We start from the raw sequence: 22,212 nt of genomic DNA on the forward strand, positions 1-22,212 counted from the left end.
GTTGCCCCCCTGCTTAATACATGTGACTCAACGAGGCGATTAGATGGTCCAGGTTGCGTTGAACTCAACGCTCACATCACCGCTCCAGATACCTTCTGGCAGTGAAGAGAAATCAGTCACTTGAGTCGTACCATCAGAAGTGGCACCAATGATGTTGAAAGTGAACTGGTCTTGTGCGCTAGCACGGCCAGCTTGGTTGTAAGCGTTTTGCAGTGCGCTCAGGTTACCACCCAAGATGCCGGCAGAAGTGTCAATCATGGTAGTTTCGCCAGTTTTCACTACAGCATCGCCGTTGAAGCTAACACCCACATCCAGAGTAGAACCAGAAGTATCCAATTGAGTCAGGGTGTTAGAAACCAGTTTAGAGGTCAATTTGAACTCAGTGGCACTGGTGTCGCCTTCGATAGTTACGTCAAACAGGCCTTTTTGGCTGTTGAAACCTTTAATGCCTTCAGCGTATTGGAAAGACAGGCTGCCCAGTGGCGTAACGACCAGCTTGCTCGTAGTGTCTTTTTTGGCGGTTGCAGACCAGGTAGCCAGCGCCTGTGCAGTCACATCTGCCGCCTGAGCGGTACCCACGACGGCGAATGCGGAAACGATCGCCAGAGCAAGTGTCATTTTTTTCATGATAAAACGTCCTTAATATGTAGATTTGTCTGAATCCATTTAAATATGGTGTGCTTTGTCACCCCGACTTACTCTGGAAAGCCAGCTGCTAGCGGGATAGTGCAAAGGGCCAATATCGATTTGCCTGTTCCATAAAATCGGTACCGGTCTTTCTAGCGGGAAAAATCTTAATCAAACCCCAACGCAAAGTAATCATTAACTACAAATTTGCGTTTTTTTGAATTTTAATTCTTAAATTAATATATTAATTCGAAATTTAAGGAATTATAATCTTAATTGGTAATGGTTTAAGCATGATTGCCAGAAACATTTCCTTCAGATAAAGCTGAGATTAAGGATTTTTCCTAAGGAAAAACTCTCGGGGAAACACACTCATGAGTGTTCATTAAGGCGCTTAACTGCATGACTTTCCATGAGATAAGTGCTGGCCAACGTGGGATATTAATGCGGGTTAACGCCGTTACAGAGATTAAACGGGATTTCACTTTTTCATCCCCCCACACATGCTCATCGCCGCAGGTTTAACACTGCTGGCGCCACTATCAATCCTACGCAGCACTACGGCCCGGCGCCATGGCTGACTTTGATGCTGCCCCTTTGGCGTCTGAAGGGTAAAACACCCGCGTTCAACTGATCACAACGTCAGCCAGATTATTGGGGCTGAACACACTCAATGATTACGCTGGATCCTTGTAGCAGTCTGGGCCTTGAAAAGGCTTAATCTATTCGCTGCATCAAGGAAGTTGACAGGAGTTGAGACAAAGCCTGCAGCCGAAACACGCACTGCAGGGGAGGCCGTGTCACTTATCCCCTTCCCTGAAACATCGCTCTACATTAAATAACTACACTCACATACCAGCAAAACTGTGCGCTGGGCATATCTATTTTATGCACAGTTATCGAGCCCGAACATGCTGAATAACATTGCCAATTTTGCTTTATCTTGAAAGGCGATATGCATGTTGCCAATATTCCCATACCTGTAGGATGCAGACGACACAAATATCAGGCATAGCCGATTTCCTCTTATTGCCATTAATGAAAGAATGTGAATCAATTGAATGACAGCGAAAGCTGATTTTGCAATTGGAATTTTTACTAAGAAAGGTCTTAATTATGATTATTTGGCAAATAGAGACCATTAAAACTGTGCATTAATTTGAGTTGAAACTCATTATTCAATTTGATTTTTATGCTGTTTTTATGTGATTTTTTGAATTTATATTTTTTAATTTGTCAGTAAATTAATCTTTCTTATTACAAAGAAGAAATTATTCAGGATAAAAGTTTATTTTTAAAATGTTAAATAAATAGCTTAAATTTTGTGATGCCATGATTTTTTATTTGATGTAGATTTGAATTAAGAAAATATGGACGGTAATGAAATCTATTGACCAAGAAGAGGTGCCGATATAGGGAATCTTATGCACTTGTCAAAATCTGTTTTCTCGGACAACTACTTTTTTATTGTAGGTGTCTGTGCACTATTAACGCCTGAGTTGATTGATGAGTATTACTATATTGTTGATATAGATTATAGTAACTATAACGAGATCAACTTCAACCCTGATGAGAATAAGCGTGTCATTGCGTTTATCTCCAATGACTTTGACTATTACTACTTGAAAGATATGGGGGATATCTCTTTTATAGACAAAGGGAGTAAGCCAAGTGAGATTCTATCACTCATCATTGTGAATGATTCTAGATATAAATATCGCGTTAAGCACCATCTTTCAAGTCGGGAGTGCGAGATTTTGAGCTGTATGCAGGAAGGGATGGCTGTTCCTGATATCCTTGAAAAGTTAGGGGTGAAAATGAAAACATTTTATGCCCATCGTAGAAATATCATGCTCAAACTGAAGATCGATAATCGTATTTCACTCTATAGCAAGATGTTTTCGAACGAGAGAAGTAGAAAAGAGGATGATGCTTTTATGTATGAATCTATACTATAAGCATGAAAACACGCTGGTAAATCGCGCTAAGCAGTTCGCTCTACGGCTAAGCAATCTAATTTCTGCTGTTTTTAAAGTCACAAAACTCTCACTTACTAACCTAGCAGGGGCTTAGCCTTGGGCCCAGCGTATGCGTAGTTCGAATCGTTCTGCGGCGAGTTTTTCACTCCCTTACTTCGTGACTTGGCCCAAGTCTGGGCCTTACCATTTTGGGGCAAGCACCGGTTGCGTTCAAAAAACCATTGTGCTTTTCCCCTGTCACTCGAATCATTTTTAACCAGCGCTTGGTTTCTATTGCCCTCATCTCGCTTCTCATCACCTCTCATCGTACCTGGTTTTATAACGACATTGAGTAGGAAAGGTAATATGAACATTTAATGCTTAATGTTAATAAAGTGGGAAATATAGCGCTAAAACTAATCAAAGAAGCCTCTCGCTTATAAATTTATTTCACATTTGCTATCTTGGTTTACCTGTATAATAAACTCATGCGTTTAAGACAGGTTGAATCTACAATGAAGCAGAGGTGTGCTTGTTATCCACAGTGGCGTTTTTTTGATTAGGTATATGCGCCATACTTAAAGTTGCTTGGATGTTGGCTCTGCTACTCGGCCCAAGTCAGGGCATCATCTCTCGCAGCCAACACGAAGGCTGTTCAAAAAAGCATCGCGTCTTTTATTTTCGGTATAGTGGGGGAAGTAGGTGAGTTTAATTAGCGTCCTGAAAAAGATAAAACGCTTCATACCTGTAACGTTCGTTTTGGCGTTAATGGTTGCACATAACGGGTATTTGATACTTAGCCCGATTTTCTGGCAGCTGTTGCAGCATTCTCATGAGTTGTTGAATAGCACCCACTCTTGGCATGACACCATGGGATTCCTCGATACCATGGATATTCCCCGCCTTATGATTGGCGTAGTGCTGATCTTTATGGCGATCATCCTGCTTTTGAAGGCACGTCTTGCTTGGTTTTTCTCGTTGATCTTGTTTGGTTGTATCGTCATCGTCGAGATCTTTATCTTCAAACAAGTCACGGCATTGGTGTGGTATTCGCTGCTCACTATCGTCGGCCTGGTGATCTTCTGGCGCCGTTTCAATCACCACAGCCTGGGTAGCACCAGCTTTTTTGCTCTTGCCAGTATGGCTTCGTTGATCGTCTATAGCATGCTGGGAACATTGTATCTTGGTGAGCAGTTCACCCCCAAGATAACCGATCTGCCCACGGCGTTTTATTTCGCCATTGTCTGCATGTCTACCGTCGGCTTCGGCGATATTACTCCACATACCACGTTAGCGCGAATGTTTACGCTGACGGTGATTATCTTTGGTATTACGATCTTTGCTGCCTCAGTAGCATCTATTGCTGGCTCGCTAATCAGTCAAAATCTTCAGCACATTATGAAAGGGCGATTTTCACACATGATACGCAGAAATCACTACATTATTATCGGTATCTCTTCACTGGCGCAAAACGTTTATAAAGGGCTGACTGAAAGCGGGGGCAAAGTCACCATAGTTTGCGAACCGGGGAATAAACAACTTTTCCCAGAACACGCCGATGTGGTTGAAGGAGACCCCTCTTCCGTTACAACGTTAACTTCGGCTGGCGCTGAAAAGGCAAAATATATCGTTGCCTTGACCGAAAGCGATGCAGTCAACGCATTTATTATCTTGGCTGCCAAAGAGGTGGGTGGGACAGAAACAAAAACCATCACTTTGGTTAATGAAAGCCAGAATATGAGCAAGATAAAACGGGTAAAACCTGATGCAGTGCTTTCACTCCAGTTACTAGGCAGTGAATTGTTGGTACGTTCTTTAAATGGTGAGACGATAAATCGTGACCTTAATCTTGATACCTTCTTCAGCAACGAGCAGGAAGAGAGCAAAAGCAAGTAATCTTTGTGACGCGGGCCACGGTGGCTACGGTGGCCCATCTACGGAATACAATTTTTATATCAAGCTGCTCAACTGCATGCTAAACAACCCCGGTCAAATCCAAAGTTCAGCCGCCTTTCGCTGGGGTTTTTAACCACGCTGCGGCTATTGCTGCCTATCTTGCAACCAATTCTATTTTTCCCTCTCAGCTATCGAAGAGAAAATCTTTCGACTTCTTTACGTGATAGATTATTCTTAAGGAAATTTGCAATTTAATTTTAAATAATAACAAGAACAATATCCTATTGATTAGACTCATTAATAGGATTTTTTAGTAGGACTTTTAATCTATGATCATTACTCAATCGAATGATAGAATTTACAAAATCACCTATAATACTATAAGTAAGTCAAACATCACGCTACGGTATTGTAATACAAGGAATAATAGGAGTTCAGGCATAACAGAATGAGACGCTACCGAGAGCAACTTTCCATGATGGTTTTACCTTCCCCTGTGGATAAATATATTATAAAAATCCCATTCCAAGTGTTAAAAACAAAAAATAAAGTTATTTGTTAGCATAAAACACTAAAAAATGAATTAAATGACGAAGTTACAGAAAATAAATTAATCCCTCATTAGCAATTGAGATTTTTATGGTGAAATTCAATTTCTCATTAAAATAACTTTTCAACAACAATTTTCTTTGCAACAATCACCTTCATTCAAATGAGGATAATGTAATGGACTACCAATGAATAAAGCTATGCTTTTAACCTCCTTATAAGTTTAATAAACATGGATAAATCTATCACTATCATATAGTGGCGTTTTTTTGAGCCAACAAAAGCTCACATCGTTTAATTAACTATCTTCAAATAGCAACGTAGACATGGAGTCGACAGTTTGTGTATTGGCAACAGTATTTTATATCTGAACCTATCCCCAGGCGAAGGATACAATATCCCTTTCATGTTTCAAGTTGTTAGGAGGCTTGCCGTATTCGCTCACCCGGTCATGTAGTAGGCTATGTTAATAGGAACTCACTCGCTTGCCGCCTATAAACAACTCGAATTATTTTTCTATAGATGCCAATAAGAGTGGCAAACCTACTGGAGCAGATTCCGTTTCCATTGCCTACCGTACCCGGTCGGTACTGTATAACGCTATCAGCACTGTACCGCTTATCTTACTGGCTATGATTCCTACAGCTGTGGGAACAGAGCGACAGTAGAATAAGGTATTGCTGATTTCGTCTTCTGTCTCTTAATGCAAGAATATTCCCATGTTGAACGGGAGGAATGAAGAGTCGTTCTCGTAATGACAACAAGAAATAGTTTATTTACTGCCCCTACTTATCGGAGACAGTATCCGAATGGCTTTAAAAGGTAATAAGAAATCGGTATTTAACTGATTTTAGTGGCTCTTATTACTCCGAAGTAGGCTTTGCGTAGCTAAGGGTAATAAAGCACGAACAATTTCGAGCTATTTGGAACCTAGCGGAAATTAAATATTTTTTAACAAAACATGCAGTAAATAAATTGCTGCATTCATTTATATCAAGTCAATAAATAGGAAATATCAACATGAAAGCATTATCTATTAAAACTACTCTGGCCACCGTGATCCTGGCAGCTCTCTCCACCAGCGCCTTTGCCTACGATGCCCAGATCAATATCACTGGTGAACTGACCGAAAGCACCTGCCTGATCAACGGCGGGAGCAGCCCAGCGGTTCAGAACGTGACTCTGCCTACCCTGTCCAAGTCATCACTGACCAATCCAGGTGCCTGGTCTGGCCGCGTTCCAGTCAACTTCGAGCTGTCAAACTGTTCTGTCGGCACCTCTGGCGCAACGGCCACATTCGAAAACGGCCCGAATATCAGTGCTGATGGCAACATGAAAAACCTGGCAACAACCAACGCAGCAAGCAACGTAGAAGTGCAGTTGCTGGACAAAACTGCCACACCTATCAACCTGGCAGTTGACACCGTCAGTACTCCAATCACCAACTCAGCGGGTGATTTGCAGTTCTACGTGCAGTACTTCTCTAAGGACGGTAACGCCTCTGCAGGCCAGGTCAGTTCACACGTTGAATTCTCTATGAGCTACAACTAATCCCCCTTGAGGGGGGCCGGTCTCCGGTACCCCCCTCCCATTTTCTGTTACCACGTTATCTATGTTTCATTCGGAGAATCACCTATGTTTGCAGGCTTCAAAAATGTACTCACTCCTCGTCAGACACGTCGCACTTTTATGACGAGCCTGTTGGCGATGGCGGTGAGTAGCGCTGCATATGCCACAAGCTCGGCTTCTCCGCAGGTTGCACAGTTCGACGCTGGTTTTATCCGCGGCCTTAGCGGCCAGGCCGCCGATCTCTCACGTTTCAGCAACGGCAACTCTCTACCGCCCGGCAACTATCGTTTCGATGTGTACATCAACGAACTGTGGGTGGGACGTCAGGAGATCGCCGTGGCTCATACCGTTCCTGCGGTGAACGCCTCTTATTGCTTCACTCCAGAGCAGGTGCTGGAATGGGGGCTTGATGCTGGCAAACTTCCAGAAGCCGCACAGGCGCAAAAAGCATTGAAAACTGAGGCGTGCTTCGACGTTGAAAAGTTCATTCCCGGTTTTCAGCTCAGCGCTAATACTGGTGAACTGGTTCTGGACATTACCCTGCCTCAGGCATTTATCGGTTCACGCCGTGGCGTGGTTGCGCCCGAACTCTGGAATCACGGCGTTACCGCTGGCTTTGTCGGTTATAACCTTAACGCTTTTCACACCAATACTCGGGATAACAACAATATAACTCAGTACTTTGGTGGTTTTAACAGCGGCGTGAACCTGGGAGCATGGCGCCTGCGCCACAACAGCAGCTATACCGGCAGCAGCAACGGTGGCAGCAACTATCACTCCATCAGTACCTATGCACAACGCTCGATCGCACCGCTCAGAGCAAACCTTTCCGTGGGGCAATATTTTACCCCCGGCAATCAGTTTGACAGCGTGCCGTTCACCGGGGTGCAGTTGACCAGCGATGCAGGCATGAACCCAGATACAGAAAACGGTTTTGCACCGGTGATCCGCGGCATAGCTAACTCTAATGCCAAGGTCACCGTGCGTCAGGGTAATAACGTGATATATGAAACCAGCGTGCCCCCAGGCCCGTTTGCTATCGACGATCTCCATAGCACCGGTTTTTCGGGCGATCTGATGGTGACCATAACCGAAGCCGACGGCCAAACGCGCAGCTTTACGGAAAGCTATGCCTCTGTTCCGCAGTTGCTGCGGCCCGGCGTTTCTCGCTTCAATGTTTCTGCGGGGCGCTATCGCGACAGCACTCTTGATAATGCCCCCAACTTCCTGTTGGGTACCTGGCAACAAGGGTTGAACAATCTGGCGAGTGTCTACACAGGCGCGATTATTGCCGAGCAGTATCAGGCTTTTCAGGGCGGGTTGGCATTTAATACCCCGTTGGGGGCATTGGCAATGGACGTGACTCAATCACGCGCTACTGACCTGAAAGCTAATGCCAGCGGGATAGATGAATATATGATTGGGCATAGCTATCGCGCTACCTATAGCAAATTACTGCCGGAGACAAACACCAACTTGACCCTGGCGGCTTACCGTTTCTCCAGTGACGGTTACCTGAGCTTTGGCGACTTCGCCCAGGCGCACAGTACCAAAACTCCGACGTTCAGCGACGATGGGAGTGCGTTTGGTATCAGCGGTGAACGTGTCGAATCTGCTCGTCCACGCAACCGCTACCAGTTGAACGTTAACCAGCCGTTAGGCAAGGGTTATGGCAACCTGTTCTTCAACGGGTCGGCACAAAACTACTGGCACAATGGCGGTGGTACCAGCACCACATTCCAGGCAGGCTACGGCAACAATTACCGTTGGGGCAGCTTTAACGTCGGCGTCAGCCGCACGCTGGGTTCGAAAGGCCAGTCAGATACGCAATATCTGGCCAGCGTCAGTATTCCGCTTGGCAGCCAGTCACGGGCACCGATGCTAACCACGTCGCTGAACCGCAGTGACAAAAACAGTACGACTGCGCAGACCACGTTGAGCGGCACCGCCGGCGAGCATAACCAGTTGAGTTACAACGTCTATGGCAGTACTTCACGCGCTGATAGCCACGGCGCTAATACCGTTGGGGGCAACGTACAATTCAGCTCACCTTATACGGTGATGAGCGCCGGTGCCAGCAGTGGTAACAGTAACCGGCAGTTGAACCTGGGGCTGAGCGGCAGCGTGGTGGCACATCCAGGTGGCGTCAATCTGACACAATATCAGGGGGAAACCATGGCGGTTGTTGAAGCCAAGGGAGCGGAAGGTGCGACCATCAGTAACAACGTTGGCGCAGCCATTCAAAAGAATGGCTATGGGGTGGTCTCTGGGCTGATGCCTTACCGCCAGAATGAAATTGCCCTCGACCCTAAGGGCACGGCGCAGAACGTTGAGATCCTCGGCAGTTCGCAGCAGGTCGCCCCCAGCTATGGTGCCATCACCATGCTGAAATATGAAACGGATACCGGTGCAGCAGTCATGCTTCAGGCCAGCCGCACAGATGGTAAACCGATCCCAGTGGGTGCCGAGGTGCTGGATGACAAAGGGCAGTACCTGGCTATGGTTGGCCAGGGTGACCTGATATTTGCTCGTGGCTTGGCCCCGCAGGGGCGGTTAGTGGTGAAATGGGGCCAAGGGACTGGGCAAAGCTGTTCAGTGCAGTATCGCCTGCCTGCTGAGCCCGCAGACTCGCAGAACTACCAGAAAGTTGCCACGCAGTGTGTGTTGCAGTAAGTCTGCCCATCCAGGCATTCGAACGATTGAAACCTATCTGGACCCGTTTGTTGACCAATCGCAGCTATTATTTGAATAACAGCCGGGGCAATACATGAAGATTTTGTGTACTGCCCTGGCCCATCAAAAGTGAAATAGCCCGACGGCATAGGCCATAAACAGGTAGCAGTCTACTTAACATCACCTTTTTTGGACGATATCAATCATGAACAAAACGCGGATTATTGCCCTTCTCTCTCTTGTGTTGTGCAGTTGGGTCTCTCAAGTGCAAGCCAATATTGTTATTTCTGGCACCCGATTGGTCTATCCTGCCAAAGAGCGGGAGATTACGGTCAAAACCACCAATATGGGTAAAGATCCTTCGCTGGCTCAGGTGTGGGTCGATCGCGGAGATCCTAACACCAGAGCAGACAATGCCAATGCGCCGTTCCTGGTGACGCCACCGCTGGTGCGTATCGAGCCAGGCAAAGGACAGGCATTTCGCGTGGTGTTTACCGGCGAATCGCTGCCTAAAGATCGCGAGTCCCTGTTCTGGTTTAACCTGCTCGACGTGCCACCGTTACCTAAGGATGCCGATGCCAACGTGATGCAGGTGGCTTACCGCTCGCGCATCAAACTGTTTTATCGCCCAGAGGGGCTGGCAGATAACCCGGTGAAAGCGGCTGAGTCGCTCACTTGGTCACGAGGTACGTCAAGCAAGGACGGCACCGTCTTGCAGGTGCGTAATAACAGCCCATTTTATGTTTCGCTGGCATCGGTGAGCCTGAAGAGTGGCAATACCAGCATCAAAACCGACGGGGGATACACCCTTGCCCCGTTCAGCACGCAGGACGTTACGTTAAAAGGGCCGGGTACGCTGCCAGTGGGACAAGCCGACCTCACCTACAGTTGGGTTAACGATTACGGTGCCGCCGTTGAGCAGAAGGCTTCATTAAAGTTATAAGCAAGTAAAGTGTAAGACGTTAAATGGACACTCAAACGATGATAAATAATAAACCAATCACCAAACTCGCAGCGTTATTACTAGGTTCATTGACGTTAGCTGCAGTTGCGGTATCTGAGGCAAAAGCGGCCTGCGCCCCCGTACCGGATATCTCTATTACTATGCCCCCCCTGACCTTTGACGGCCCGGCAGACGGCCCCACCATCGGTCAGCCTATAGGAAGTAACTGGGGGGCGGAAATAAGCACCCCAAACTATTTCTCAGGCTGCCGCGTACTCAGGATCATTACGACGCCGTCACTCTCAAATGTTGTTCCAGGTATTACCTATACTGAGAATGGCGTGACTTATCCGATATTTAGCACTAGCGTCCCCGGCATTGGTATCATTATTGGCTTGAAGCCAACAAACACCTCGATCTACAAGCCGCTACGGCAGCCGATAACTGAGGTCTTCAATGGTGACTCTTTTGGGGTGGGGATTGATGCTCGGGCTAAGCTGATTGTTGTCGGGCAGCTAAGGGCGGGGGTTTACAATATTGCTTATGGTTCTTTAGCGAGAATAAACGGCTCAGACGGGATGGGGATTGGGAGCAGTTTGCTGACGCTAAACCCTACAACACTGACCATTAGGGCCAGAACTTGCCAGTTGAGCAGCGCTTCGGTGCAAGATGTCATATTGCCACCGGTCAGTAAGAACCAGTTCTCAGGGGTAGGAACATCGCCAAGCGTTGGGCAGAATTTTACCGTGACGACCAACTGTGAAGCTGGGGTCAATCTGTATGCCACCGTGACGGATGCCAACAACCCGGCCAATACAGGGAATGTCCTCACCTTGGGAGAGAACACCACCGCGTCTGGCGTGGGGATCCAGATACTCAGAAATAATTTACCTATCTCCTTTGGCCCTGACTCTTCTGCCGCAGGAAATCTGAACCAATGGTATATCGGCACTGCCAACAACACGGGTAACGATGCTTTTACCCTCCCTTTAAGGGCAAGATATGTTCAGACAGACACAAACATGGTTGCAGGCGTTGTGAAGGCGAGAACGACCATCACGTTTTCTTACCAATGATAGGGGAATGGTGTTAATAACAACGGGCGCAGCGGCCCCAGGAAATTGTCATCAAACCCGGTAACACTGAGGACGATTTTTGGGGCGATCTGAGTTCGCAAGGCTGTTGATCTAACCACTGCCTCTATTAGTCGTATTAGACCCTTTTATTAATACTACTAAACTGTTAACTCAATATCTTTTACGTACTTCATAATCAATAAGCGTATTTGCCTATTATTCTTGCGGTGGAAGACTGTGTTCTTCTACCGAGACGATGAATTCGGTGCTACACCAGCGCAAACTGTTTTTAACCGAGCACGGGGCCACATAAGCCTTTTTTCTTTCTACCAACTTTATTAAATAATAACGCGCAATGTAGATTGAGATATCGCAACATTTGGCAACATCACGGGTGCTGGGCCAGCGTATTTGTGGAGGTAATACTCCTTGCTCACATTCGCGAAGGCATAATGCACGTAGCGCAACCCGTACAGTATTAAGCTGATGATTTTGCTCTTGGTTAAAGTAGGTCATATTATCTCTTTTTTATAATAACCATTATTAAAATATTTTAGCCTACACTCTAAACAATTCGATTTTCGGTATGTCGAGCATCTTAAATTTTCTGTTAACTCTATCCAGCATAGAGATAACGGCGTTTGAAGTTTCATTCATAATCAATATTAAAAATAAGATGTGATCGAACCTCTCCGGTGCTTATGCTATCCAGGTATTGGTAAAAACGGGCAAAGTATTTCAAGGTGATGTGGTGTATTTCATTGTCATTTAATGTTCCTATCAATTGAGGTTTCCCCATTTCCAAAGGGGTCTGATCTTCGTTTAATACCTGAACCCCTACTCCCTGAGCCGACTGACTACCCGTATTCTCGTTAATCAGCACCCCCTCCGCAGCAGCGGTTCCGGTGGCAAGCGTGCCATCGAAAGTCATCTTGATATCTGCAAACCCTGACAAGCTGACCCCGCCGCTGCACTTTAACTTGAGCTCAAAATTACGTCCTCCAGCAAAGCTCCCCTTTCCACTGAGCTGGTTCCGATGGATAGTACCAATATCAACGCTTTGGTTATTGCCACCGCTCACAAGACACGAGGGTGAGACAATCGTCAAGGCATCAGCACTGAGAGATGTGGTTAACTGTGGGTTGTCACTCCCAATGTAGCCATAGCTGGTATAAGGGCCGCTTGCAACGCGGCCACTGCCGGTGATGGGCTCCGTTTTTATTACTTCGAGTATAAACGTAGTCGCTTCAAGAAAGACTGGGTAACTGTATCGCTGATTTGTGACCATCCGAACGCCTGGATAAGTCAGTACGTATCCGGTTTCCGTCCTACGCTTAAAACGCAAGCCTATGCCCGGAACATTGGTAGAATGAACATGGTCGCTAAGTTCCTGCATACCATGGCCAATTACTTTTGAAGCAAAAAGATTCGGCCCCGTACAATTATACATTGTCGCACTTCTGCTCAGACTCCATTCACGATAGGCCAGAACACTGCCAACCGGAGCATTGGGTTGCACTATTACCCGGCCAATATGCATATCCAGATCAATCGTTGGTACACTCTCATCGCGTACGCAGTCTGCATAAGCCAAAGTACAAACGAATGCCGACAGTATCGTGGCCAGAGAAAACAGCTTATCTACCGACATATTGCCTCCTGACTCTCGGTGTTTTTCAGGCTAACGCTGCACTGGCCGCGAGCCCATTTAACCCATGCCTGCCCAGCCTGCTCATCATTGATCACTAACATGCTGCCTTGGCCGACAATGCCGATGGGGTTTCCCTGTTCGTTAACCACATTGGCACCGAATGGCAGGTTTTTTCCATCAGGCAGAACGGCGTGTAACGTTCGGTTTTTCTCTACTCGGGTTGTGAAATTGACCCGCACTACGCTGTTTTCATAAGGCACGACGTTAGCCACGGTCTTATCGAAGACAATGTCATCGTCGGTTCCTTTAGGGTCAATCTCCACCGCATTAACCCGATAAGGGCGCAAATAAGGCAAGATGGCGTAACCTCGGCTATCAATACGCGTGCCCGGTACGTTGGGTAGCGTGGCACCTTGTGCCCCTTTAGCCTCGATCAGCGCCACGGTGTTTCCCGTTTCCGGCGACAAAGTGATCCCGCCCTGGTGTAGCAGTAAAGAGCCGCTGGCGCTGACGCCAGCCTGTCGGTAATCGTTGCCTTGCCCATAGTTAGCAGACAGCGTGGTATTAGGATTTCGGTAAGTGCCGTTCAGGGCAAAGCTATGGTTGCCAGAACGGCTGGCGGACTGATTAACGCCATAGCTGAAGTTATTCTCATCGCCAAAGGCACCGTTGATCCCGATCTGGGCATTATTAAAGCGGGAGTTGGAAAACATGCTGCCCGACGTCAGGCTGGCGCTGTTGCGTTCCCGGAATGATAACGGATAGCTGAAGTTGAGTGACACACGCGTTTCCTGACCACGGTTGCCAAGATAAGAGGTGTAGTTGCGCTGCAGCGCAACCGAATAAGAGAGACGCCTCCACCCATTGTTGTAGCTCAGTTGGTACTGTTTATCCGTCGCGCTTCTGTTCCAGTAGTTTGAGATGCGGCCATTGAAATAGAGCCCGCCCCAACCGTCGGGCAAATCCTGGCTCAGGGTATAGCTAAACCCATACTTCTCACGCGCAAAGGTGCTGGGATCTTTTCCCCACTTAGGGTTATCAATAATCTGCAGGGCATCGTTAAGCGAAAAGTAATTCTCTGTGGCATAGCGATAAGCCGCCAGCACTACGCTGGTTTTGGTGCTGGGAAACATCCGGTTGAAAGTAACCCGATAACTTTGCCCTGAATAGGATGATTTATCGGAGAGAATGTCACTGCTTTTCAACGTGGTATATGACTGGATAGCATCCAGCGATAAAGCCCCGAAGGAAGTATTAAAAGCGCTGCCCAATAAGTATGCCTGGTAGCCATTAAATGCGGTCAACCCGGTATATCCAGTCAGCAGGTTATTAACGCCATACTGGTAGTGTAATTGCAGCAGCACTGTCCTGTTACGTAAAATCTCGTCATCCACCTTTCCGACAACCACGCTATAGCGACTCATGCCAGGGCGTAGCAATTGAGGTACCGAAGAGAAAGGTACGCTGAATTGACGAAGCGAGCCGTCCGCCTCTTTGATGCTCACTTCCAGATCATTGCCGTAACCTGAAGGGTAAATATCATCAAGGGTAAAAGGGCCTGGAGATACCTGAGCCTGGTAAATCACCGAATTATTCTGCCGTACGGTCACTAACGCGTTACTCATGGCAACACCGCGGATCTCCGGCGCGAAAGAGCGCATACCGTCTGGCAACATATTATCGTCGCTGTTCAGGCGCAGACCGCGCAGGCCGACGCTGTCAAAGAACTCGCCGCTGGTAAAGAATTGGCCACCGGTCGCCGTGGACATTATCTGTGGTAGGGCGCGTTGCAGATAAGTCTGGTTATTGTGCCAATAGGTTCCCTGGCCTTGTTGAGCATTCAGATTCCCCACATACCTGATCAGCCAGCCATTGTAGCTAAACCTGGAATTGATGCCTAAATAACCGCTGCCGCTATTACTATTGGCGTGTGAGCTATTACGGTTGTAGTAGTTAGCCATATAGGAGAGGTTCAAGGCCGGTATTCCCTGTTCCCACTGTTCGGGCGCGACATAGCCAACGAACATTCTATCCTCATAGATCTGGGGCACTGAAATATCTACCCGCAGTTCAGAAATAGTAAACGTGTCATTAATCGTTTCATCTTGCCGCCATTGTGACAGGTAGCCGCAAAAATCTGCCTGTTGTGCCAAGGAGGCATTAAGTTTGCTTGCAGAAATACCGAATTTCTCAAGCATCGCGGAGGAATAACAGATACCCAGCTCGCTGTTATCCGAGCGTTGCTCAACCTTCATTTCATAGCGGCCTTTCCAATTACCGTTTGTATAGACGTCAATGGAATAGTGCCCTGCATTGATAGCACTGGTACTGAATTTTGAGAGGTCTATTTTATCTTTATTGCCGACAATAAAGTCATCGTTAAATTGATAAGTTTTCTCTGGCGCAGCCACGGCAGAGCAGAAGGGATAGATCAGCCCCGACATCATCACTATCGCGTACAGCGGGCACATGCCCTCAGGCGAAAATGTCAGTTTTTCCATGGCATTATCCTCTACTTTATCCGGCTGTTGACAGAAACGGTGGCTCCATAGTCATTCACGTTATTAATTAAAATATGATCTCCGCTCTTGAATGCGGCAATAGGGGTGACTCTCGTGGTTGAGAGCGGTGAAACGATGACTGTTTTACCCAACAGGAGTTTATTGCCCGCCTGAAGAATACGAGTAATAGTGATATAGAAAGGCGTAGGATTATTAATGGCCAGATCCTCGCCCTGCTTGGACAACACCAAAAGCTCCGGCGCTGCATCACGATCCCCAAGCCCTGTTGGCCGGTAAATGAATTTAAAACGCGAGCGAATAGCTAACTGCAGAGTGTTATTTCCATGCATCTGTGCGCTGGTTGGCGTGGGGGGTATCTCCAGCAGATTCAGCCACCAGAGCTGCTCCCGGTCGCTAAGCATGCCGTTACGATTGGGAAGACGGACCCGCAATGTTTGCCCACTTTTGCCATCTACCCGTGAAATCGGCGGGATAATAATAAAAGGTACCGAGATATTGTCTGGCGTTTCTCGGGCGTCCCCTCTATCTAACCACACTTGTGCTACCGCCGGGCGGTCGGCAGTATTATTTAATTGAATAGTGATCTCTTTCTCATTACTGGGGAATATGAAGCGAGTACCGTTAACAATAATATTATTAGCGTTCACTTGAAAGCTGATAATAAATAACAGTGATAGAATGCGTAATAGCATAGATACCTCGACGGGCTCTCAAAGCAGCCTGTTACGGCCGCTTTGAATATAAATTAATTACTGATAGATGATTTCATAAGTCGCATAACTGTTTAATACACCTGGCTTGACCGTATTTGGGCTGTTAGTGGCATAACCAACATAGTAGGTAAAGCGCGCGCCTTTATTGCCAAGCACATTATTATCTACGTCCACTGAAGTTGAAGGTGGCGTTAATGAGCCTGGAATAATTTTTGTTGCAGCAAGAGAGCTATCCGCTCTTGTCGCCAACACCAGTTGGATATCTTTAGCCCCCGTACTTTCGGTATTCGCCAGGTATCCCTGCTCAACGCCAACCGCACCGGTGAGCAGATTTCCCCCGGTCCAATTTACCGCGAGTTGATCGCCATCCATGTAATCCCCCAGAGCACCATTAACAGATTGGCAATTAGTGACGTCAATGGTGAAAGGTTGTGCTTTCAAAAAGGTATTAGCTGCCGCACCTTTCGCTTCTGTCAAACTGATCGGCGGTAAATAAACATTGGCATCACTGCCTTGACCATTAACTGAAACCTCACAGGAAACATCGGTTACTTTGCCATAGAAGTTAATATTACCCCCACCGACATTATCCGTTGCTGCGTAAGTTGACAGAGAGAAGGTAGAACATAACATCATAGGGAAAAGGAATTTTTTCATGATTTTACCTTTTTATTTAATGGGTTAAAAACAACACTGCCTATATGTGAATTATTAAAAAATAACCCACTGATACTTCAAGTCCCACATTAGGGCTGCATAGCCGTGCACGACATAGCCAATGGCGTAATCGGTAAGCGTGTAGTGGCCCAGCAACTTGAGGTAACTCTGTTATATTGCCGTCAACCGTCGGGATCGGGCAATTGCATCGACGTTTATTGCCGATGAAATAGTGAAACCAAATATAAGCCATACCGCATTGAGATAATGACAGACCGATAACGATATCCGTATCGTATTAGAAGATTCCCGTTGGGAATATATTCAATAATGTAAAACAATAACGTCTCTCACGCCAGGCTCTGCCTCCCTTTTGCTGGGCAACATAACTCACTCAACGTACTGGTGGCGCAAACTCTACTCACAATAAGACGTCATTATTTATTAATCATGCGTATTTAATTGCCACTGACTGTGCTAATAGAGTCACCGTTTGCCAAAAATAGGATAATTCAAAGTAGCAATCATCCTGATTGGTTGAGCTTGATTGGAGTATATAGCGATAAATTATGAGTGGTAAATGAAAAATTCAATAGCCTGCTAATTGTAACTAAAAGGACTTTAACACGGGTTATTTTAATTTTAAAGAAATATTAATCTAATAATTTTGATTTATTCGAAATTTAAAATCAGAAAAGCAGAATAACATCTCGAAGAAAATTGTTGCTTAAATTGAAAGTATTTGTTTACTATTGAGAAATAATCATGGTTATATAGCGGCAAGCATAAGCTTTGTAACTTCTTGATATAAATGGCGGCAATGGCTGAAATATAAGCTATTTGGCTTGTTTGCGCCCCCAAAGTAGCGGCGTTATTAAACGGAATTTTCTTAAGGCGATAACTGTTTATAGTTCAAAACATCTGAGATGCAATACAGATTACGCGTCGAAGACGCAAATGCGTGAATCATGTCATTGCAGAAATGATGGGCTACATCAACACGTGTCCGATAAAGAAGCATAGTAGGGGCGTTATACACTTTTCACTGTCTTGCACTATGCTGAATAACATATTGTTCTATCTGAAAACCACGCTTCAGTAATGATGGGGAAGCATGATGAATGTAGCTAAAAGAGCAATCATTGTTGACGATCATCCCCTAGCCAGAATGGCAATTCGTGGTCTGCTCGAAACGCACGGTTTTGCCATTATTGCAGAAGCTGAAGAGGGGCTTAAAGCATTAAAAATCCTGATGGAGAATACGCCAGAGATTGCCATTATTGATGTGGATATACCGGGGATCAACGGCGTTGATCTGGTCGAAAAGCTGAGAAGTCGCCAGTTCAGCGGTATCATCGTCGTAGTATCAGCAAAAAACGATCGCTTTTATGGCAAGCGTAGTGCCGATGCCGGAGCTAATGCCTTTGTCAGCAAAAAAGAAGGGATGGAGAATATTATTGCGGCGATTAACGCTGCACAAAACGGTTACAGCTATTTCCCCTTTATCCTCAACAGCTTTGTTGGTTCTGATACCTCTGAGCATGAAAAATTGGAAACGCTGTCCTCGCAGGAAACAAAAGTTTTGCGGTATATCCTGGCTGGTTATGACAACAGTCGCATTGGTGACGCAATGCATATCAGCAGCAAAACCGTCAGTACCTATAAGACACGATTAATGGAAAAATTGGGCTGTAACTCCTTAATCGAGCTGATCTCCTTTGCCAATCGTAACAAGATAGTATGAGATTCGTCGCGTTCCTTCTTCTATTCTTCAGTATCACTAGCATGGCAGCCACCTCGGTGGCGCCGATAACGCTCGATTTGTCGGGATATAACCATATTCCTGCGGTATCTGTTTATCTCAGCCAAGATGACACGCAATGGTTAAAACAGAAGAAAGCGATCCGCGTGGCGGTGATCCCACCAGATAATCCTCCGCTGACGTTAAATTCGGTGACAGGTCGGTATCGTGGTATCAATGCTGATTATCTTGTCCTGATGCAACGCTCGCTTAATGTGCCCATTGAGGTATTCCGTTTTACCAGCGAGGCAGAAGCGATCGCCGCGCTGAAAGCGGGAAATGCCGATCTGCTGCTGACGAACCTGCTCTATAAGCCGCAAGCTCACGATGGCCTACTGCCTACACTGCCGGTCTTCTACTCTTGGCCGACGTTGATTACCCGCTTATCGAATGTGATGGAGCCGTTGCATAGTGAGCAGTTCACATCGGTAGCGATTGCGAATAACTACCCACCCGAGTCATTTATCAAGCAATCTTTTCCTAATGCGCAGGTCACCCACTTCCCCAGCGTTTACGAGGCACTGTCTGCCGTCGCGAACGGCTACAATGACTATTACATGGGGGATAACTTAACCAGTAGCGCGACTATTGCCCAAGATTTTAATATGGCGTTGAGTATGGTGAAATTTTGGGGGCGGGAACGTAAGGAAAGCGTATTTCTGCTGCCGGCTCACCAGGAGAGGTTAAAAACCATCATCGACCACTTTATCTCCGCAGTGGATGAGAAAACGCATAATCAAATTACTCAAGGCTGGCTTGATCAAGGTAATCTGGCGTTTATGACTGAAAAGCTTAATCTAACGTCAGATGAAAAGCGTTGGTTAAGTCAGAACAAAAAATTGAGGATCCTGATTAACCCTTACTTTGTCCCCTTTACCATGACCGACAGTAATCTTGACGTTCGTGGAATGATTGGGGATATCCTCAATTTGGTCAGCCTGCAGACTGGCCTGGAGTTTGAGCCGATTATCGTTAAGTCGAATGATGAAATGCTCAAAGAGATGGATAAAGGCGCATGGCATTTGATACAGGCGGAGACCTATGATTTAAGCCGCAGCAAGCAACTGGCTTTTACCCATCCATTAATAACAACGCCGTTTGTGGTGGTGGTTAAAAACAGCGTTGGTAAGGCCGCTGAATTGGCATCGGGTATGCAGGTGGCTATTGCCTTAAATCATCCGCTGCTAACACAGCTCAAAACAAAATACCCGGATATCAATTGGACCCTCGTAGAAAACTCCAGCGTTGCCGTGAACCTGGTGGCGAATGGACGGGTTGACGCCGGTATTGCTAATCAGCTAACGGCACGCTATCTGAGCGAACATTACTACCCTGAACAACTGAAATACGCGCCGATAAAGGGCGGTGACTACGCCGCAATTGTTTTCGCCGTGTCGCGTGCAGTACCGGAATTACGCCAGATCTTGGACAAAGCGTTGGATAATATCCCGCAAAAAGAGATCCTCCAGCTGACAGGGAAATGGCTCAAAATGCCAAAGATCACCATTGATACCTGGGATCTTTATGATAAACAGTTTTATCAGGTGGCGATATTTGCCGCGCTGCTGGTGGCCAGCAGCCTGATCTGGGGAGCCTATCTTTCTGTCGAAATGCGCAAAAGAAAGCGCTCGCAACAACAGCTAAAAGCGCAACTGCAGTTTATCAACAGCCTGTCGAATGCCATTCCGATGCCGGTTTACACCGTCACTTTGACAGGGGAGTTACTTAACTACAATAAAGCGTTTCTCGCCTTCTTCCCCGAGCAGGATCAGGAGAAAATTCTCCATTCGCTCTACGATAGCCGGTACCCCTTTAGTGCATTATTTTTAACGGTGAATCAGGCGATCCGGCAAGGGCTGGAGCCGGCTCAGGTGGTTGTTCACGACTTCATTCTGAATAACGGCAGTGAAGAGCGGCAAATTCGGCACTGGATGACGTTATGCCCTATGCCCGGTGACGAATCCTCGGTGGTGATCTGCGGCTGGCAAGATGTCACAGAAACAAAAGTGCTGATGGCCGCTTTGGAAGATGAGAAAGACAAAGCCCTGAAGGCTAACGGCGAGAAGAGGATCTTTCTGGCCCGCATGAGCCATGAAATTCGTACGCCGGTGAACGCGATCGTCGGTTTTCTCGAGCTTTTACAACGTTCGTCGGAGATTGTTTCAGCGCAGGATAAAACCTCTGTCCAGCAGGCCTGGAGCGCCTCCCGCTCTCTGCTTGCGCTGATTGGCGAAATCCTTGATCTGGAAAAGATCGAGTCGGGTAAATATGAACTCGTACCACAATGGGTGGATATCAACGCGTTAATTCGTGAAAAGGTGAGCCTGTTTGACGGCATCGCCGTGCAAAAAGAGTTGAGACTGGGTTGGACCAGTCTGTTGGACGCAGGGGCGCGCTTTTGGCTGGATCCTCAGCCGCTTGGGCAAGTGTTAACCAACCTTATCGGCAATGCTGTCAAATTTACCTCGGCGGGAAGCGTGCTGGTTTCTGCCACCTCACGCACTGTTGGAGATGGGCAAAGCGAGGTCGTCATCACCATTGAAGATACCGGGCCGGGCATTGCGCCGGAGCAGCAGGAGCAGCTGTTCCAACCCTTTATCCAGGCTGATTCGGGGCGCCAACACACCGGCTCTGGTTTGGGGCTTGCTATCAGTAAGGAGCTGTTTTCCCTGCTGGGGGGGCGTATCGATCTACAAAGCCAATTGGGGAAAGGGACAAAATTCACGTTAACGCTAACGGCGGCAGTAACCCTTGATCGCACCGAACAACGGCAAAGTGAGCCATTACACGCCAGCGAAATTGCTGCCTCATTAAGCCCGATCTCTATTCTGATTGTGGACGATCACTCCTCTAACCGGCTGTTGTTACAACGGCAACTGCAGGCTCTTGGCGCACAAGCTGATGAAGCGGAAAATGGTCTTCAAGCCCTAAACGCTATTAACAACAAGCGCTACGACGTGATCATTACCGACCTTAACATGCCGGAAATGGATGGAATTGCGTTGACCAAGGCGATTCGGCAAACCGGTAATAAGATAACCATTTGGGGGCTGACAGCCTCGGCGCAGTCTGAAGAGCACCAGCGCTGTATGGCTGCCGGGATGAATGCCTGCCTGTTCAAACCGCTAAACCTGCAACAGTTAGAGTCGTTACTGAGTTCACTACACCAAAACAAGGCTGATATTGGCTATGATCTTGAAAAGCTAGCCTTGTTAGCCATGGGAAATAGGCCGCTGATGAAAGCCGCCCTTGAAGATGCACAAAAAGAGAACCGGCGCGACCTTATGATGGCGTTTAAGGCGGTTGAAAGCGCCGACGTTGCAGTGCTCAAACACCATTTACACCGCATCAATGGAACGGCGCAGCTACTGGGGGCGCATAAACTCCATATGCAGGTAGATAAACTGGAAAATCAGCTTTTATCTGCCTTTGATGCCACTGATATTGCCACTGAACTGCAGCAGATCAGGCAACTGCTTGACGATCTGGATAAAGGAATTGCGCAGTTTGTGGTATAGCTTTTTATATACCCCCATTTTAATGAATACAGCAGTCATTATTTTAGTTTATTACCCTT

The 22,212-nt window shown here is 46.8% G+C and carries 14 protein-coding genes; 8 read left to right on the forward strand and 6 right to left on the reverse strand.

Translation table 11 applies throughout. The features are described 5' to 3' along the window. Positions 1-39 precede the first annotated feature (39 nt). Positions 40-627, reverse strand: coding sequence for a common pilus major fimbrillin subunit EcpA (gene ecpA / locus WG891_RS07530; RefSeq protein ID WP_337262252.1), 588 nt, complete (start codon positions 625-627; stop codon positions 40-42). Positions 628-2,051: 1,424 nt separating this feature from the next. Here ecpA and WG891_RS07535 point away from each other — a divergent pair. From WG891_RS07535 to WG891_RS07560, 6 genes are all read left to right on the forward strand, one after another. Further along, the gene (locus tag WG891_RS07535; RefSeq protein ID WP_337262253.1) at positions 2,052-2,585 is read left to right on the forward strand and encodes a helix-turn-helix transcriptional regulator; all 534 of its coding nucleotides are present in this window, start codon (positions 2,052-2,054) and stop codon (positions 2,583-2,585) included. A gap of 711 nt (positions 2,586-3,296) precedes the next feature. Further along, on the forward strand, positions 3,297-4,481 hold the full coding sequence (kch, locus tag WG891_RS07540) for a voltage-gated potassium channel protein (RefSeq protein ID WP_337262288.1): 1,185 nt from the start codon (positions 3,297-3,299) through the stop codon (positions 4,479-4,481). Positions 4,482-6,050: 1,569 nt separating this feature from the next. Beyond that, positions 6,051-6,581: a fimbrial protein gene (locus WG891_RS07545; protein WP_337262254.1), complete on the forward strand. Its 531-nt coding sequence runs from the start codon at positions 6,051-6,053 to the stop codon at positions 6,579-6,581. A gap of 138 nt (positions 6,582-6,719) precedes the next feature. Further along, positions 6,720-9,272 (forward strand): fimbria/pilus outer membrane usher protein, encoded by a 2,553-nt coding sequence (locus WG891_RS07550; protein WP_337262255.1) that lies wholly within the window; start codon positions 6,720-6,722, stop codon positions 9,270-9,272. Positions 9,273-9,477: 205 nt separating this feature from the next. After that, positions 9,478-10,215, forward strand: a complete 738-nt coding sequence (locus WG891_RS07555) for a fimbrial biogenesis chaperone (RefSeq protein WP_337265200.1) — start codon at positions 9,478-9,480, stop codon at positions 10,213-10,215. Positions 10,216-10,238: 23 nt separating this feature from the next. Beyond that, complete coding sequence (locus WG891_RS07560) at positions 10,239-11,291, forward strand: fimbrial protein (RefSeq protein ID WP_337262257.1); 1,053 nt, start codon at positions 10,239-10,241, stop codon at positions 11,289-11,291. Positions 11,292-11,507: 216 nt separating this feature from the next. Here the strand turns inward: WG891_RS07560 and WG891_RS27025 are convergent, their stop codons facing one another. The 5 genes from WG891_RS27025 to WG891_RS07580 form a co-directional block, all read right to left on the reverse strand. Beyond that, positions 11,508-11,807, reverse strand: a complete 300-nt coding sequence (locus tag WG891_RS27025; protein ID WP_443006067.1) for a FaeA/PapI family transcriptional regulator — start codon at positions 11,805-11,807, stop codon at positions 11,508-11,510. Between the two features lie 133 nt (positions 11,808-11,940). After that, positions 11,941-12,942 (reverse strand): fimbrial protein, encoded by a 1,002-nt coding sequence (locus WG891_RS07565; protein ID WP_337262258.1) that lies wholly within the window; start codon positions 12,940-12,942, stop codon positions 11,941-11,943. Beyond that, the gene (locus tag WG891_RS07570; protein ID WP_337262259.1) at positions 12,933-15,443 is read right to left on the reverse strand and encodes a fimbria/pilus outer membrane usher protein; all 2,511 of its coding nucleotides are present in this window, start codon (positions 15,441-15,443) and stop codon (positions 12,933-12,935) included. Before WG891_RS07570 ends, WG891_RS07565 begins: the two co-directional genes overlap by 10 nt. An 11-nt stretch (positions 15,444-15,454) precedes the next feature. Next, complete coding sequence (locus WG891_RS07575; RefSeq protein ID WP_337262260.1) at positions 15,455-16,156, reverse strand: fimbrial biogenesis chaperone; 702 nt, start codon at positions 16,154-16,156, stop codon at positions 15,455-15,457. Positions 16,157-16,213: 57 nt separating this feature from the next. Next, positions 16,214-16,834 (reverse strand): fimbrial protein, encoded by a 621-nt coding sequence (locus WG891_RS07580; protein WP_443006066.1) that lies wholly within the window; start codon positions 16,832-16,834, stop codon positions 16,214-16,216. A gap of 1,117 nt (positions 16,835-17,951) precedes the next feature. Between WG891_RS07580 and evgA the strand changes: the two genes are divergently transcribed. Beyond that, the gene (gene evgA / locus WG891_RS07585) at positions 17,952-18,578 is read left to right on the forward strand and encodes an acid-sensing system DNA-binding response regulator EvgA (protein WP_337262290.1); all 627 of its coding nucleotides are present in this window, start codon (positions 17,952-17,954) and stop codon (positions 18,576-18,578) included. Between the two features lie 41 nt (positions 18,579-18,619). Next, complete coding sequence (locus tag WG891_RS07590; RefSeq protein ID WP_337262261.1) at positions 18,620-22,153, forward strand: response regulator; 3,534 nt, start codon at positions 18,620-18,622, stop codon at positions 22,151-22,153. The last annotated feature ends 59 nt before the right edge of the window (positions 22,154-22,212 follow it).

This window comes from Serratia sp. MMO-28 (genome assembly GCF_037199905.1).
Lineage (GTDB): Bacteria > Pseudomonadota > Gammaproteobacteria > Enterobacterales > Enterobacteriaceae > Chania > Chania oryzae.

Excerpts from the sequence above, each read along its gene's own strand:
- ecpA (WP_337262252.1), bottom strand. The coding sequence starts at position 627 with ATGAAAAAAATGACACTTGCTCTGGCGATCGTTTCCGCATTCGCCGTC.
- WG891_RS07535 (WP_337262253.1), top strand. The coding sequence starts at position 2,052 with ATGCACTTGTCAAAATCTGTTTTCTCGGACAACTACTTTTTTATTGTA.
- WG891_RS07545 (WP_337262254.1), top strand. The coding sequence starts at position 6,051 with ATGAAAGCATTATCTATTAAAACTACTCTGGCCACCGTGATCCTGGCA.
- WG891_RS07550 (WP_337262255.1), top strand. The coding sequence starts at position 6,720 with ATGACGAGCCTGTTGGCGATGGCGGTGAGTAGCGCTGCATATGCCACA.
- WG891_RS07555 (WP_337265200.1), top strand. The coding sequence starts at position 9,478 with ATGAACAAAACGCGGATTATTGCCCTTCTCTCTCTTGTGTTGTGCAGT.
- WG891_RS07560 (WP_337262257.1), top strand. The coding sequence starts at position 10,239 with ATGGACACTCAAACGATGATAAATAATAAACCAATCACCAAACTCGCA.
- WG891_RS27025 (WP_443006067.1), bottom strand. The coding sequence starts at position 11,807 with ATGACCTACTTTAACCAAGAGCAAAATCATCAGCTTAATACTGTACGG.
- WG891_RS07565 (WP_337262258.1), bottom strand. The coding sequence starts at position 12,942 with ATGTCGGTAGATAAGCTGTTTTCTCTGGCCACGATACTGTCGGCATTC.
- WG891_RS07570 (WP_337262259.1), bottom strand. The coding sequence starts at position 15,443 with ATGGAAAAACTGACATTTTCGCCTGAGGGCATGTGCCCGCTGTACGCG.
- WG891_RS07575 (WP_337262260.1), bottom strand. The coding sequence starts at position 16,156 with ATGCTATTACGCATTCTATCACTGTTATTTATTATCAGCTTTCAAGTG.
- WG891_RS07580 (WP_443006066.1), bottom strand. The coding sequence starts at position 16,834 with ATGAAAAAATTCCTTTTCCCTATGATGTTATGTTCTACCTTCTCTCTG.
- evgA (WP_337262290.1), top strand. The coding sequence starts at position 17,952 with ATGAATGTAGCTAAAAGAGCAATCATTGTTGACGATCATCCCCTAGCC.
- WG891_RS07590 (WP_337262261.1), top strand. The coding sequence starts at position 18,620 with ATGGCAGCCACCTCGGTGGCGCCGATAACGCTCGATTTGTCGGGATAT.